We start from the raw sequence: 14,751 nt of genomic DNA on the forward strand, positions 1-14,751 counted from the left end.
CGCTTACGATGGCCGTTGCGGTGGGGACCACCTGCCGTGCCCGCGCCCGAGTCCATCACACGACCCAGTGCCAGGCCCGACCGGCAAGGAGACCAGCCTCAGTGTCCGTCTTCAACAAGCTCATGCGTGCAGGCGAAGGCAAGATCCTGCGCAAACTGCACCGCATCGCGGACCAGGTCAACTCCATCGAAGAGGACTTCGTCAACCTCTCCGACGCCGAGTTGCGGGCGCTCACCGATGAGTACAAGCAGCGGTACGCCGACGGTGAGAGCCTCGACGACCTGCTCCCCGAGGCCTTCGCGACCGTCCGCGAGGCCGCCAAGCGCGTCCTCGGCCAGCGTCACTACGACGTGCAGCTGATGGGCGGCGCCGCCCTCCACCTCGGCTACGTGGCCGAGATGAAGACCGGTGAGGGCAAGACCCTCGTCGGCACGCTCCCCGCGTACCTGAACGCGCTGTCCGGCAAGGGCGTGCACCTGATCACGGTGAACGACTACCTGGCCGAGCGCGACTCCGAGATGATGGGCCGCGTCCACAAGTTCCTGGGCCTCAAGGTCGGCTGCATCCTCGCCAACATGACGCCGGCCCAGCGCCGCGAGCAGTACGCCTGCGACATCACGTACGGCACGAACAACGAGTTCGGCTTCGACTACCTGCGCGACAACATGGCGTGGTCCAAGGACGAGCTCGTCCAGCGCGGCCACAACTTCGCCTGCGTCGACGAGGTCGACTCCATCCTGGTCGACGAGGCCCGTACGCCGCTGATCATCTCCGGCCCGGCCGACCAGGCCACCAAGTGGTACGGCGACTTCGCCAAGCTGGTCACCCGCCTCACGCGCGGCGAGCCCGGCAACCCGCTCAAGGGCATCGAGGAGACCGGCGACTACGAGGTCGACGAGAAGAAGCGGACCGTCGGCATCCACGAGTCCGGCGTCGCCAAGGTCGAGGACTGGCTGGGTATCGACAACCTCTACGAGTCGGTGAACACCCCGCTCGTCGGTTACCTGAACAACGCCATCAAGGCCAAGGAACTGTTCAAGAAGGACAAGGACTACGTCGTCATGGACGGCGAAGTCATGATCGTCGACGAGCACACCGGCCGTATCCTCGCCGGCCGCCGCTACAACGAGGGCATGCACCAGGCGATCGAGGCGAAGGAAGGGGTGGACATCAAGGACGAGAACCAGACGCTCGCCACGATCACCCTGCAGAACTTCTTCCGCCTCTACGACAAGCTCTCCGGCATGACCGGTACGGCCATGACCGAGGCCGCCGAGTTCCACCAGATCTACAAGCTGGGCGTCGTCCCGATCCCGACGAACAGGCCGATGATCCGCAAGGACCAGTCGGACCTGATCTACCGGACCGAGGTCGCCAAGTTCGCCGCCGTCGTCGACGACATCGCGGAGAAGCACGAGAAGGGCCAGCCGATCCTCGTCGGTACGACGTCGGTCGAGAAGTCCGAGTACCTCTCGCAGCAGCTCTCCAAGCGCGGCATCCAGCACGAGGTGCTCAACGCCAAGCAGCACGACCGTGAGGCGACGATCGTCGCCCAGGCCGGCCGCAAGGGCGCCGTCACCGTCGCCACGAACATGGCCGGCCGAGGCACCGACATCAAGCTCGGCGGCAACCCGGACGACCTCGCCGAGGCCGAGCTGCGCCAGGCGGGCCTGGACCCGGTCGAACACGTCGAGGAGTGGGCCGCGGCCCTCCCCGGCGCCCTGGAGCGGGCCGAGAAGGCCGTGAAGGCGGAGTTCGAGGAGGTCAAGGAGCTCGGCGGGCTGTACGTCCTCGGCACCGAGCGCCACGAGTCGCGCCGGATCGACAACCAGCTGCGCGGCCGTTCCGGCCGTCAGGGCGACCCGGGCGAGTCCCGCTTCTACCTCTCGCTCGGCGACGACCTGATGCGCCTGTTCAAGGCGCAGATGGTCGAGCGCGTCATGGCCATGGCCAACGTGCCGGACGACGTGCCGATCGAGAACAAGATGGTCACGCGCGCCATCGCCTCCGCGCAGTCCCAGGTCGAGACCCAGAACTTCGAGACGCGTAAGAACGTCCTGAAGTACGACGAGGTTCTCAACCGTCAGCGTGAGGTCATCTACGGCGAGCGCCGGCGCGTCCTGGAGGGCGAGGACCTGCACGAGCAGATCCAGCACTTCATGGACGACACGATCGACGACTACATCCGCCAGGAGACCGCCGAGGGCTTCGCGGAGGAGTGGGACCTCGACCGGCTCTGGAACGCGTTCAAGCAGCTCTACCCGGTGAAGGTGACCGTGGAGGAGCTGGAGGACGCGGCCGGTGACCGCGCGGGCATCACGGCGGAGTTCATCGCCGAGTCCGTCAAGGACGACATCCACGAGCAGTACGCCGCCCGGGAGAAGTCCCTCGGCTCGGACATCATGCGTGAGCTGGAGCGCCGCGTGGTCCTCTCCGTGCTCGACCGCAAGTGGCGCGAGCACCTCTACGAGATGGACTACCTCCAGGAGGGCATCGGCCTGCGCGCGATGGCGCAGAAGGACCCGCTGGTCGAGTACCAGCGCGAGGGCTTCGACATGTTCACCGCGATGATGGAAGGCATCAAGGAGGAGTCCGTCGGCTACCTGTTCAACCTGGAGGTCCAGGTCGAGCAGCAGGTCGAGGAGGTCCCGGTGCAGGACGCGGCCCCCTCCCTCACCAAGGACGCGGTGCCGGCTCCCGCCGGGCGTCCGGAGATCCGCGCCAAGGGCCTGGAGGCGCCGCAGCGTCCGGACCGGCTGCACTTCACCGCGCCGAAGGTGGACGGTGACGGCAGCGTCGTCGAGGGCGACTTCGTGAGCGAGGACGCTGCGGCCGGCGGGGACGGGCTGACGCGGGCGGAGCGCCGCAAGGCGCAGAAGAGCAGCGGCGGGCGTCGCCGCAAGAAGTAACCCCCGGTGGGGGAGGAGGGGCCGGACACCTGGTGAGGTGGCCGGCCCCTTCGTCATGGGCCCGGTGCTCACGACCGCGGTGCCCACGCCCCTGGTGCTCACGGCCGCGGTGCCCACGACCCTGATGCTCACGACCGCGGTGCTCACGACCCCGGTGCCGGTGACCCCGGTGCTCATCGTCGGGCCGGCTGGGAGGGCACGCGCGCGTGGAGGCCGTCCAGCTCGACGGCGGCGCAGCGCCAGCGGCGATCGGCGCCGAGCTCCAGCCGGAAGGCCATGGCGCGTACGCCCCGGTCCGTGGCGATGCTGGCGAACGCCTCCAGGGCGCCCAGGGCACCCCGGGCGGGCTGGGCGCGGCAGCTGCGGAGTACGGGGCGGATGCCGGGACCCCCGAAGGGGGTCGCCGGAGCGAGCTGGACCAGCTGCTCGTACGCCTCTCCCACGGTCTGGCCCAGCATCCAGTGGACGGGCCGCTGACCGCTCAGGACGAGCAGCAGGCGCTCGGCGAAGTGGGCATGGGTGGGGATGACGCGCGGGGCCGTACGGACGGGCGGGGACGCCGCTCCTGGGCGGGTTCCGGCCGAGCCGCGCGGGCGGGTGCCGGCGGGGCCGCGTGGAGCGGAGCGGGGGCGTGGGGTCCGGGGGCGGGTGGTTGCCATGGGGGTGGCGGTCGGGGCGGAGCGGCGCCCGGCGTCCGGAGTGGTGTCGGGCGTGGCTCCGGGCGTGCGCGTCGTCGTGGTGATGTCCATCGGTGGTCCGTCCCCGTTCCCTCGCGCCCGGCGTTCTACCGAGCGGTAACTTCTGTTGGGGATCTTGTACGGGGGCGGTTCGCGGCCTCGCAAGGCGGCGGGGGCGCCCGGGCGGCCGTTCGGCAGGTTCACCTATCAGAGTGACGGAGCGGCTCTCCGGGTCTGCCGGAGCGGGGCGCGGGGATCCCTCGGGTGGACCGACGAGACGGCCTCCTGAGCACCCCGAAGGGGGACTCCGCACGTATCCTGAGGGCGTTTCCGACTACGAAAGCGGCCAGCCATGCGCGTGTACGTCCCCCTGACCCTCCCCGGTCTCGCACAGGCGCACAAGGCGGGCGAGCTGGGCCCCGGCCCGCTGACCGCCTACGCCGTGACCCCCGTGCTGCGCGAGTGGTACGTCTCGGACGACATCGAGGAGCTCGAGTACGCGGCGCTGAGCCGGGCCGCGGCCGCGTCGCTGCGGCAGCTCGCCGGAGACCCCTCGGCCGCGCGGCGCCGGATCGTCGTCGCCGTCGACGTACCGGACAAGGACGCGGTCGTGGACCCGGACCGGGGGCTGGACGCCGGTTCGCTGGGCGAGGTCCGTATCGCCGGCCCCGTACCGCTGGCCAAGGCGGCCGCCGTGCACGCCGACGCGGACGACGCGGAGGCGGACGTCTCGGCGGCGGCGGACGCGCTGGGCGCCGCGGACCAGGGCGACGACGACGCGCAGTTCACGGTGGACGGGGCGGAGGATCACGAGCTGCTGTGGTTCGGGGTGCAGGAGATTCCGGGGCTGCTGGGCTGAGGGTCCCCTGTCGGTGCGGCCCGGTACCGTCTTCGCATGGGGAAGCACGGGAAGCACCTGGTCTGGGACTGGAACGGCACGCTGCTCGACGACATCGAGGCGGTCATCGGCGCGACGAACGCGGCCTTCGCCGAGCTCGGGCTCGAGCCGATCACGCTCGCGCGGTACCGGGACCTGTACACGGTGCCGGTGCCGAAGTTCTACGAGCGGCTCATGGGGCGGCTGCCCACCGAGGCCGAGTGGGCGCTGATGGACGGCGCCTTCCACCGGCACTACTGGCAGCGGGCCGAGGCGTGCGTGCTGACGGCCGGGGCGGCGGAGCTGCTGGCCGCGCGTCAGGAGTCGGGGTTCACGCAGTCGCTGCTCTCGCTGGCGCCGCACGCGGAGCTGGTACCGCTGGTGCGGAGGCACGGGATCGAGCCGCGGTTCGTGCGGGTGGACGGGCGGATCGGGTCCTCGACGGAGGGGAAGTCGGCGCACATGGTGCGTCACCTGGAGGCGCTCGTCGGTGTGCCCGCCGAGCGGGTGGTCGTCATCGGTGATGCCGCCGACGACGCGCGGGCGGCGGCGCATGTGGGGGCGCGGGCGGTTCTGTACACGGGTGGCTCGCACAGCCGGGCGTCGCTGGCGGCGGTCGGGGTGCCGGTCGTGGACTCGCTGGCGGAGGCGGTCGCCGTGGCGGAGGAGCTGATCTGAGCGGCGGGGGGTGGCGGGGCGGGGGCGGCGCCCGACCGGGGCGTGCGCCCGGCCTCCGGCCGGGCTGGGGTCCCCACCCGCACCACCCGTACCACCGAGACGTCGACCGCGAGCCCCCTCAGGTGGCGGGCGCCGTCGGCGGCTGCAGGGCGGTGGGCGTACGCGACCACGTCCGGCTACGGGGCGGTGGGCGTACGCCCCGGGCCCAACCCGAAGCGCCCCGGAGCATCACCACGTCCGGCTACGGGGCGGTGGGCGGACGCCCCCTCCCTCCGGCGGGCTGTGCGGCTCGTCGTGAGTGTCTGGCCGCCGGGGCCTCCAGGTCACGTCGTCGTGCGCAGGACCTTCAAAAACTCCCGCATCCAGGCCGGGTGGTCCGGCCAGGCCCGGGAGGAGATCAGAGTGCCGTCCACCACCGCCTCCGTGTCCTGGAACGTGGCGCCCGCTGCCTGCATGTCCAGTTCCAGCGCGGGGTACGAGGTGACTCTGCGGCCCTCCAGGCCGCCGATCGCCGCCGTCAGGAGGGGGCCGTGGCAGATCTGGGCCACCGGCTTGTCCGCGTCGAAGAAGGACTTCAGGATCTTGCGGAGCTCCGGGTCGTTGCGCAGGTACTCCGGAGCGCGGCCGCCCGGGATCACCACGGCCACGTAGTCGCCCGGGTCCACCTCCGAGAACGCCAGGTCCGCGGGCCAGCTGTAGCCCGGCTTCTCGGTGTACGTGTCGTAGCCCGGCTCGAAGTCGTGGACGACGAAGCGGAGCTGCTTGCGGGCCGGCGCCGCGATATGGACCTCGTACCCCTCCTCCAGAAGCCGCTGGTAGGGGTACATGACCTCCAGCGACTCCGCCGCGTCCCCGGTCACGATCAAGATCTTTGCCATGGCGACTCCCGGATCTCGGTCTCGGCTCCCTGCCCCAGGACACTGTGTCGCTGTCCATAACGTCAAACTTCCACCCCCTCTTTTGTACACATACGGACCATGACGATCGGGGGGGCGGGAGCGATAGGCTTTTCCCGTGATCAGCGCGATACGCCGAGGGGGCAGCGAAGCCCCCGGCCATCGCCCGGAGCGCCACGGCGTCCGGGCGGACATGGCGTTCGCCGATTCTCCCGTCCTGAGCGCGGCGCCAGAAATGGCCGATAACGGCTCGGACATCTCTCATCGCGGCATAACGTCGACTCCGACCGGTAACACCGCGTCGTGGCGTTGTGTCCTTTCTTCCACCGACGTCACGCAACGGCGCGCGACAGGAGCCAGAGGACATGCAGACCAAGCTGGACGAAGCCAAGGCCGAGCTGCTCGCACGGGCCGCCCGGGTAGCTGAGACCGGCCCGGTCGGGGGGCAACTTCCGACGGGGCCCGAGAACGGGAAGCGCCCGGACGGGGACACCGTGCTCGACTACCTCCAGCGCTACTACCTGCACACCGCGCCCGAGGACCTCACCGACCGAGACCCGGTGGACGTCTTCGGCGCCGCTCTCTCGCACTACCGGCTCGCGGAGAACCGCCCCCAGGGCACCGCGAACGTCCGCGTCCACACGCCGACGGTCGAGGAGAACGGCTGGACCTGCAGCCACTCCGTCGTCGAGGTCGTCACCGACGACATGCCCTTCCTCGTCGACTCCGTGACGAACGAGCTGTCCCGCCAGGGCCGCGGCATCCACGTCGTGATCCACCCGCAGGTCCTCGTCCGCCGTGACCTGACCGGCAAGCTCATCGAGGTCCTGACCAACGAGCCCAAGGGCGACCTGCCCCACGACGCGCTCATCGAGTCCTGGATCCACGTCGAGATCGACCGTGAGACCGACCGCGCCGACCTCAAGCAGATCACCACCGACCTGCTGCGCGTCCTCTCCGACGTCCGCGAGACCGTCGAGGACTGGGAGAAGATGCGCGACGCCGCGCTGCGCATCGCCGAGAACCTCCCCGACGAGCCCACCGCCGACGATCTGCGTCCCACCGAGGTCGAAGAGGCCCGCGAGCTGCTGCGCTGGCTCGCCGCCGACCACTTCACCTTCCTCGGCTACCGCGAGTACGAGCTGGTCAACGGGGACGCGCTGGCCGCCGTCCCGGGCACCGGCCTCGGCGTCCTGCGCTCCGACCCGCAGCACGGCGGCGACGACGACCACCACGCCCACCCCGTCTCGTCCTCCTTCAGCCGGCTGCCCGCCGACGCCCGCGCCAAGGCGCGTGAGCACAAGCTGCTGATCCTCACCAAGGCCAACAGCCGCTCCACCGTGCACCGCCCCTCGTACCTCGACTACGTGGGCGTGAAGAAGTTCGACGCCGACGGCAACGTGGTGGGTGAGCGGCGCTTCCTGGGCCTGTTCTCCTCGGCCGCGTACACCGAGTCCGTCCGTCGGGTTCCGGTCATCAGCCGCAAGGTCCAGGAGGTCCTGGACGGTGCCGGTTTCTCGCCGAACAGCCACGACGGCCGTGACCTGCTCCAGATCCTGGAGACGTACCCCCGCGACGAGCTCTTCCAGACCCCGCCCGACGAGCTGCGCGAGATCGTCACCAGCGTCCTGTACCTCCAGGAGCGGCGCCGGCTGCGGCTCTACCTGCGCCAGGAGGAGTACGGCCGGTTCTACTCGGCCCTCGTCTACCTCCCGCGCGACCGTTTCAACACGACGGTCCGTGAGCGTCTGACCGACATCCTCAAGGAAGAGCTCCAGGGCACCAGCGTCGACTTCACGCTGATGAGCACCGAGTCGGTGCTCACCCGGCTGCACTTCGTCGTCCGCGTCGCCCCCGGCACCGAGCTGACCCACCTCACCGACGCCGACCGGGAGCGCATCGAGGCCCGGCTCGTCGAGGCCGCCCGCTCCTGGGCCGACGGCTTCGCCGAGGCGCTCAACGCCGAGACCGGCGAGGAGCGCGCGGCCGAGCTGCTGCGCAAGTACGGCAACGCCTTCCCCGAGGGCTACAAGGCCGACCACTCGCCGCGCGCCGCCGTGGCCGACCTGGTCCACCTGGAGCAGCTGAGGCACTCCGGCAAGGAGTTCGCGCTCTCGCTGTACGAGCCCGTCGGCGCCCGTCCCGGCGAGCGACGCTTCAAGATCTACAAGTCCGGTGACCAGATCTCCCTCTCCGCCGTGCTGCCGGTGCTCAACCGGCTCGGGGTCGAGGTCATCGACGAGCGTCCGTACGAGCTGCGCTGCTCCGACCGCACGCACGCGTGGGTCTACGACTTCGGTATGCGCATGCCCGCCCCGACCGCCAACGGCGCCTCGTTCAGCGACGACGCCCGTGAGCGGTTCCAGGAGGCGTTCGCCGCGACCTGGACCGGCGAGGCCGAGAACGACGGCTTCAACTCGCTGGTGCTCAGCGCCGGGCTGACCTGGCGCCAGGCCATGGTCCTGCGCGCCTACGCGAAGTACCTGCGCCAGGCCGGCGCGATGTTCAGCCAGGACTACATGGAGGACACCCTCCGCAACAACGTCCACACCACCCGGCTGCTCGTCTCGCTCTTCGAGGCCCGGATGTCGCCGGAGCGCCAGCGCGCCGGAGTCGAGCTGACCGACGCGCTCCTCGAAGAGCTGGACGCCGCCCTGGACCAGGTCGCGAGCCTGGACGAGGACCGCATCCTGCGCTCCTTCCTGACCGTCATCAAGGCGACCCTGCGGACGAACTTCTTCCAGAACGCGGCGGACGGGAACCCGCACTCCTACGTGTCGATGAAGTTCGACCCGCAGGCCATCCCCGACCTCCCCGCGCCCCGCCCGGCGTACGAGATCTGGGTGTACTCCCCGCGTGTCGAGGGCGTCCACCTGCGGTTCGGCAAGGTCGCCCGAGGTGGCCTGCGCTGGTCCGACCGCCGCGAGGACTTCCGTACCGAGATCCTCGGCCTGGTCAAGGCGCAGATGGTGAAGAACACCGTCATCGTGCCCGTCGGCGCCAAGGGCGGCTTCGTCGCCAAGCAGCTCCCGGACCCGTCCGTGGACCGCGACGCCTGGCTGGCCGAGGGCATCGCCAGCTACAAGACCTTCATCTCGGCGCTGCTCGACATCACCGACAACCTGGTCGCGGGCGAGGTCGTCCCGCCGGCCGACGTCGTCCGTCACGACGAGGACGACACCTACCTCGTCGTCGCCGCCGACAAGGGCACCGCGACCTTCTCCGACATCGCCAACGAGGTCGCGGTCTCCTACGGCTTCTGGCTCGGCGACGCCTTCGCCTCGGGCGGCTCGGCCGGCTACGACCACAAGGGCATGGGCATCACCGCCCGCGGCGCCTGGGAGTCCGTCAAGCGGCACTTCCGCGAACTCGGCCACGACACGCAGACCGAGGACTTCACCGTCGTCGGCGTCGGCGACATGTCCGGCGACGTCTTCGGCAACGGCATGCTGCTCTCCGAGCACATCCGCCTCGTCGCGGCCTTCGACCACCGCCACATCTTCATCGACCCGACCCCGGACGCGGCCGTCTCGTACGCCGAGCGGCGCCGCCTCTTCGAGCTGCCCCGCAGCTCCTGGGCCGACTACAACACCGAGCTGCTCTCCGCGGGCGGTGGCATCCACCCCCGTACCGCGAAGTCGATCCCGGTCAACGCGCAGATGCGCGCGGCCCTCGGCATCGAGGCCGGCATCAGCAAGATGACCCCGGCCGAGCTGATGCAGGCGATCCTCCACTCGCCCGTCGACCTGCTGTGGAACGGCGGCATCGGTACGTACGTCAAGGCGTCCACCGAGTCGAACGCGGACGTCGGCGACAAGGCGAACGACGCCATCCGCGTCAACGGCGAGGCCCTGCGGGTCAAGGTCGTCGGCGAGGGCGGCAACCTCGGTCTGACCCAGCTCGGCCGCATCGAGTTCGCCCGCAAGGGCGGCCCCGAGGGCGAGGGCGGCAAGGTCAACACCGACGCCATCGACAACAGTGCCGGCGTGGACACCTCCGACCACGAGGTCAACATCAAGATCCTGCTCAACGGGCTCGTCACCGACGGCGACATGACCGTGAAGCAGCGCAACAAGATCCTCGCCGAGATGACCGACGAGGTCGGCGCGCTCGTCCTGCGCAACAACTACGCGCAGAACGTCGCCCTGGCCAACGCGGTCGCCCAGTCGCCGTCCCTGCTCCACGCCCACCAGCGCTTCATGCGCCGCCTGGGCCGCGACGGCGCCCTGGACCGCTCGCTGGAGTTCCTGCCCAACGACCGGCAGATCCGCGAGCTGCTCAACACCGGCAAGGGCCTGAGCCAGCCGGAGATCGCCGTCCTCCTCGCGTACACCAAGATCACGGTGGCCGACGAGCTGATCGGCACCGAGCTGCCGGACGACCCGTACCTGCGCGGGCTGCTCCACGCGTACTTCCCGACGCAGCTGCGCGAGAAGTTCGCGGACGCGGTGGACAACCACCCGCTGCGCCGCGAGATCGTCACCACGGTCCTGGTCAACGACACCGTCAACACCGGAGGCTCGACCTTCCTGCACCGCCTCCGCGAGGAGACCGGGGCGTCGATCGAGGAGATCGTCCGCGCGCAGACCGCCGCCCGCGCCATCTTCCGGCTCGGCGAGGTCTGGGACGCCGTGGAGGCGCTCGACAACCAGGTTCCGGCCGAGATCCAGACCCGGATGCGGCTGCACTCCCGCCGGCTGGTCGAGCGCGGTACGCGCTGGCTGCTCGGCAACCGGCCGCAGCCGCTCCAGCTCGCCGAGACGATCGAGTTCTTCGGTGAGCGCGTGGAGGAGGTCTGGGGCGAGCTGCCGCAGCTGCTGCGCGGCGCGGACCTGGAGTGGTACCAGTCGATCCTGGAGGAGCTGACCTCCATGGGCGTGCCGGAGGAGCTCGCCCTGCGGGTCGCCGGCTTCTCCTCCGCCTTCCCGACGCTCGACATCGTCGCGATCGCGGACCGCACGGCCAAGGACGCGATGGCGGTCGCCGAGGTCTACTACGACCTGGCCGACCGGCTGCGGATCACCCAGCTCATGGACCGCATCATCGAGCTGCCGCGCGCCGACCGGTGGCAGTCGATGGCCCGCGCCTCCATCCGCGAGGACCTGTTCGCCGCCCACGCCGCCCTCACGGCCGACGTGCTCGCGGCGGGCAACGGGACCTCGACGCCGGAGGAGCGGTTCAAGGCCTGGGAGCAGAAGAACGCGGCGATCCTCGGCCGGGCGCGCACCACCCTGGAGGAGATCCAGGGCTCGGAGACGTTCGACCTGGCGAACCTGTCGGTGGCGATGCGGACGATGCGTCAGCTGCTGCGCGCGCACAGCTAGGCGTCGTCGGCAGGACGTACGTGTGAAGGGCCCCGCCGGTCGTCCGGCGGGGCCCTTCCGCTCGTCATTCCCGCGGCTGCGAGGCCGGTGGCGGGGGCTCCGGCCGCGTCGTCGAGGTCCACAGGCGGCGCGCGGCAAGGAGCGCGCACGCGAGCAGCAGCCCGTTGCGGACCACCATGACCGCCACGCCGGGCAAGGAGCCGGCCACCACCTCGTCGTAGAGGACCGGGTACGCGAGCGAGCTCAGCCCGGCCGCGGGCAGAAGCATGAGCGCCACCGGGCGCATCACGGTCCGGCGGGAGGTCAGACAGACGGCGGCGAGGCCGAGCAGCCAGATCATGTACTGAGGGCTGATCACCCGGCTCGTGACGGTGAAGAGCAGGACGGCGGCGAGCGCCGCGTCCAGCGGGGTCGCCTCGGTCCAGGTACGCGCCCGCAGCCGCCACACCAGCACCCAGACGAAGGCGAGGACGGTCAGGAGCAGCGCGAGCCGGCCGACGCTGGAGACGTACGGGCCGACGTACTCGAAGGCGCCGTAGCGGTACTGGGCCGTGCCCGGCCAGGCACCGGCCCACTGCGCGAGCGCGAGCGCCGTGCCGCCCAGCGACTCGATCTGGACGCCCCTGCTGCCCTGCTGGCGCAGGAAGCCGAGCGAGTGCGAGAAGAAGAGGGCGAGGGTCGCGAGGAGCGTGGCGGCCGTGGCGGCGGCAGCGATCCAGGCGTCGCGGGTGGTACGGCCCCGGGGGGTGCCGATCAGGGCGAGAACCGGCCACACCTTGACGAGTGCGCCGAGCCCGGCGAGTACGCCGCCGAGCATGCCGCCGAGGCGGGGGACGGCGGGCGTGCGCGAGGTCAGGGCGAGCAGCGCCAGGACGGCGAGGGCGGTGACCTGGACGTCGTAGCGGGCCAGCGGGATGTGCAGGAGCAGCGGCAGTCCGCAGACCCAGACCCAGGCCCCGTGGGTGACGCGCCTGCTGTCGGCGCGGGCGAGGGCGAGGGTGACGGCGGCGTCGGCGAGGAGCGTGAGGGCGACGAAGGCCTGGAAGTACGTGAGCCAGGGCAGCGCGCCGGGCGACATGATCACCAGGCCGGCACCGGGCGGGTACTGCCAGGTGACGTCGTTCACGGGGAAGGTGCCGTGGCCGAACTGCCGGTACCAGTGCTGGTAGAGGACGTACACCTCGCGGCCGACCCCGCCGACGCCCAGGCTGTCGCGCAGCAGGAGCAGGAGCATGCCGGCCCGGGTGAGGGTCCAGACGACGGTGAGGGAGAGGGCGGGGCCGCGGCCGACCTGGACGAAGGTGGCCGAGGTGAAGGTGTCCGAGTCGAAGGGGGAGCTGGTGAGGGCGGTGGGCGGCGGGGCGCAGGTGGCCTTGGTGCCTGTGTCCGTGCCCGTGCCCGCGCCGGGCCCGGGGTCAGCCCCCGCGCCGGGCCCGGGGTCAGCCCCCGCGCCGGAGCCGGGTGCGGTGCCGGGGTCTGAGGACGGTGAGGCGTGCGGGCCTGTCCCCCGTGCGGCGTCCGGGCCGGAGTCCGGGTCGGGAGGGGGCGGCGGGGTGCGGTTGCGATGCGTCGTCATCGAAACCGCACTCTATTGCCGATTGGGTGGATATCAGGTGTTTTGTCAGCCCTTCTTGGTGAACGCCTCGTATGCCGCCACCACCTCCTTCGCCGGACCGTCCATCCGCAGCGTGCCCGCCTCCAGCCACAGCGCCCGGTCGCAGGTCTGCGTGATCGTGGAGTTGGAGTGCGAGACCAGGAAGACGGTGCCCGCCTCGGCGCGTAGCTCGTTGATCCGCTCCTGGCTGCGGCGGCGGAACCGGGCGTCGCCCGTGGACAGCGCCTCGTCGATCAGCAGCACGTCGTGGCTCTTGGCCGCCGCGATGGAGAAGCGGAGGCGGGCGCCCATGCCGGAGGAGTACGTCCGCATGGGCAGCGAGATGAAGTCGCCCTTCTCGTTGATCCCGGAGAAGTCCACGATGTCGTCGTAGCGGGCGTCGACCTCCGCGCGCGTCATGCCCATCGCGAGCCCGCCCAGGATCACGTTGCGCTCACCGGTCAGGTCGTTCATCAGGGCCGCGTTCACCCCGAGGAGGGAGGGCTGGCCGCGGGTGTAGATCCTGCCCTGATCGACGGGCAGCAGGCCCGCGACGGCCTTCAGGAGGGTGGACTTCCCCGACCCGTTCGAACCGATCAGGCCGATCGCCTCACCTCGGTACGCGGCGAAGCTGACGCCCTTGACCGCGTGCACCTTGCGGGCGCCGGGAGTGGCGCGGCGGGTGAAGATCCGGTTGAGCGCGGCGGTGGCGCCGCCCCTGCCGGTACGGGCGCCGTTGACGGTGTACGTGATGTGGACGCCGTCGGCGACGACGGTGGGGGTGCGCTCGGGCCGCGATGCCGCCGAGGTCGGGGTCGTCGGGGTCCTCGTCGGGCTCGTCGTCAGGGTCTGCTCAGCCACGGCCGTACGTCTCCTCTGCCTTCCAGAAGTAGATGAATCCGCCCACGAAGGCCACCAGTGCCCAGCCGGCGCCGAGCGCCCAGACGTGCGGGGGCAGACGGTCGGCGGTGAAGCTCTCGATCAGCGCGAAGCGCATCAGGTCGATGTAGACGCTCGCCGGATTGCACTGCAGGACCGTGATCGCCAGGTCGGGGATCCGGCCGCTCCGCGCCAGATGGTCGAGGGACCACATGACCCCGGAGGCGTACATCCAGGTGCGGAGGAGGAACGGCATCAGCTGCGCGATGTCCGGGGTGCGGGCGGCGAGCCGGGCCATGACGAGCGCGACCCCGGCGTTGAAGAGCGCCTGGAGGAACAGCGCGGGCACGGCGAGCAGCCAGCTCGGGCGGGGGAACTCGCCGAAGCAGAACAGGATCCCGACCAGTGCGGCGAGCGAGAGCACCAGTTGCTGGAGCTGTTGCAGCGCCAGGGCGAGCGGGAGGCTCGCGCGGGGGAAGTGCAGGGCGCGGACGAGCCCCAGGTTCCCGCTGACGGCCCGGGTGCCGGTCATGATCGACTGGGAGGTGAAGGTCCAGACGAAGACGCCGGTGATCAGGAACGGGACGTAGTCCGGGATGCCCTCCTGGACGTTCATCAGGATGCCGAAGATCAGGTAGTAGACCGCCGCGTTGAGCAGCGGGGTCATCACCTGCCAGAGCTGGCCGAGCTTCGCATGGCTGTACTGCGCCGTGAGCCGGGCGGTCGCGAAGGCGGAGATGAAGGCGCGGCGCGACCAGAGCTGTCGGACGTACGCGGGGAGGGCCGGGCGGGCGCCGCTGACTGTCAGGCCGTGGCGCTGGGCGAGCGCGCGCAGGTCCTGCGGGGCCCGGGAGTCGGGTTTCGGGAGCGTCTCGGTGGTCACGAGGTCGCTTTCGACGAGGGGGCGGGGCATCGCT

General features: G+C 70.8%; 9 protein-coding genes. 4 read left to right on the top strand and 5 right to left on the bottom strand.

The features are described from left to right. Positions 1-101 precede the first annotated feature (101 nt). On the top strand, positions 102-2,909 hold the full coding sequence (gene secA, locus ACFY8U_RS17660; RefSeq protein ID WP_361439378.1) for a preprotein translocase subunit SecA: 2,808 nt from the start codon (positions 102-104) through the stop codon (positions 2,907-2,909). Positions 2,910-3,082: 173 nt separating this feature from the next. On the opposite strand, the gene ACFY8U_RS17665 is transcribed toward secA, so the two are convergent. Then, the gene (locus ACFY8U_RS17665; protein WP_389572054.1) at positions 3,083-3,568 is read right to left on the bottom strand and encodes an Rv3235 family protein; all 486 of its coding nucleotides are present in this window, start codon (positions 3,566-3,568) and stop codon (positions 3,083-3,085) included. A 370-nt stretch (positions 3,569-3,938) separates the two neighbouring features. On the opposite strand from ACFY8U_RS17665, the gene ACFY8U_RS17670 reads away from it, so the two are divergent. Next, on the top strand, positions 3,939-4,445 hold the full coding sequence (locus ACFY8U_RS17670) for a DUF6912 family protein (RefSeq protein ID WP_361603332.1): 507 nt from the start codon (positions 3,939-3,941) through the stop codon (positions 4,443-4,445). A 36-nt stretch (positions 4,446-4,481) separates the two neighbouring features. Next, positions 4,482-5,141: an HAD family hydrolase gene (locus ACFY8U_RS17675; RefSeq protein ID WP_389570999.1), complete on the top strand. Its 660-nt coding sequence runs from the start codon at positions 4,482-4,484 to the stop codon at positions 5,139-5,141. A gap of 323 nt (positions 5,142-5,464) precedes the next feature. Here the strand turns inward: ACFY8U_RS17675 and ACFY8U_RS17680 are convergent, their stop codons facing one another. Beyond that, positions 5,465-6,019, bottom strand: a complete 555-nt coding sequence (locus tag ACFY8U_RS17680; protein ID WP_361439386.1) for a DJ-1/PfpI family protein — start codon at positions 6,017-6,019, stop codon at positions 5,465-5,467. A 383-nt stretch (positions 6,020-6,402) separates the two neighbouring features. Here ACFY8U_RS17680 and ACFY8U_RS17685 point away from each other — a divergent pair, with 383 nt between their 5' ends. Further along, entirely contained in the window at positions 6,403-11,361 is a 4,959-nt protein-coding gene (locus tag ACFY8U_RS17685; RefSeq protein ID WP_389571002.1) for an NAD-glutamate dehydrogenase, read from the top strand. 64 nt (positions 11,362-11,425) lie between these two features. Here ACFY8U_RS17685 and ACFY8U_RS17690 read toward each other — a convergent pair whose 3' ends face one another. From ACFY8U_RS17690 to ACFY8U_RS17700, 3 genes are read right to left on the bottom strand one after another with little or no spacing between them, the layout of a single operon-like run. Continuing rightward, entirely contained in the window at positions 11,426-12,937 is a 1,512-nt protein-coding gene (locus tag ACFY8U_RS17690; protein ID WP_389571005.1) for a glycosyltransferase 87 family protein, read from the bottom strand. A 45-nt stretch (positions 12,938-12,982) separates the two neighbouring features. Continuing rightward, positions 12,983-13,801: an ABC transporter ATP-binding protein gene (locus tag ACFY8U_RS17695; RefSeq protein WP_389572056.1), complete on the bottom strand. Its 819-nt coding sequence runs from the start codon at positions 13,799-13,801 to the stop codon at positions 12,983-12,985. 7 nt (positions 13,802-13,808) lie between these two features. Then, on the bottom strand, positions 13,809-14,747 hold the full coding sequence (locus ACFY8U_RS17700) for an ABC transporter permease (RefSeq protein ID WP_389571007.1): 939 nt from the start codon (positions 14,745-14,747) through the stop codon (positions 13,809-13,811). Between the last annotated feature and the right edge of the window lie 4 nt (positions 14,748-14,751).

This window comes from Streptomyces sp. NPDC012508 (assembly GCF_042902595.1).
Lineage (GTDB): Bacteria > Actinomycetota > Actinomycetes > Streptomycetales > Streptomycetaceae > Streptomyces.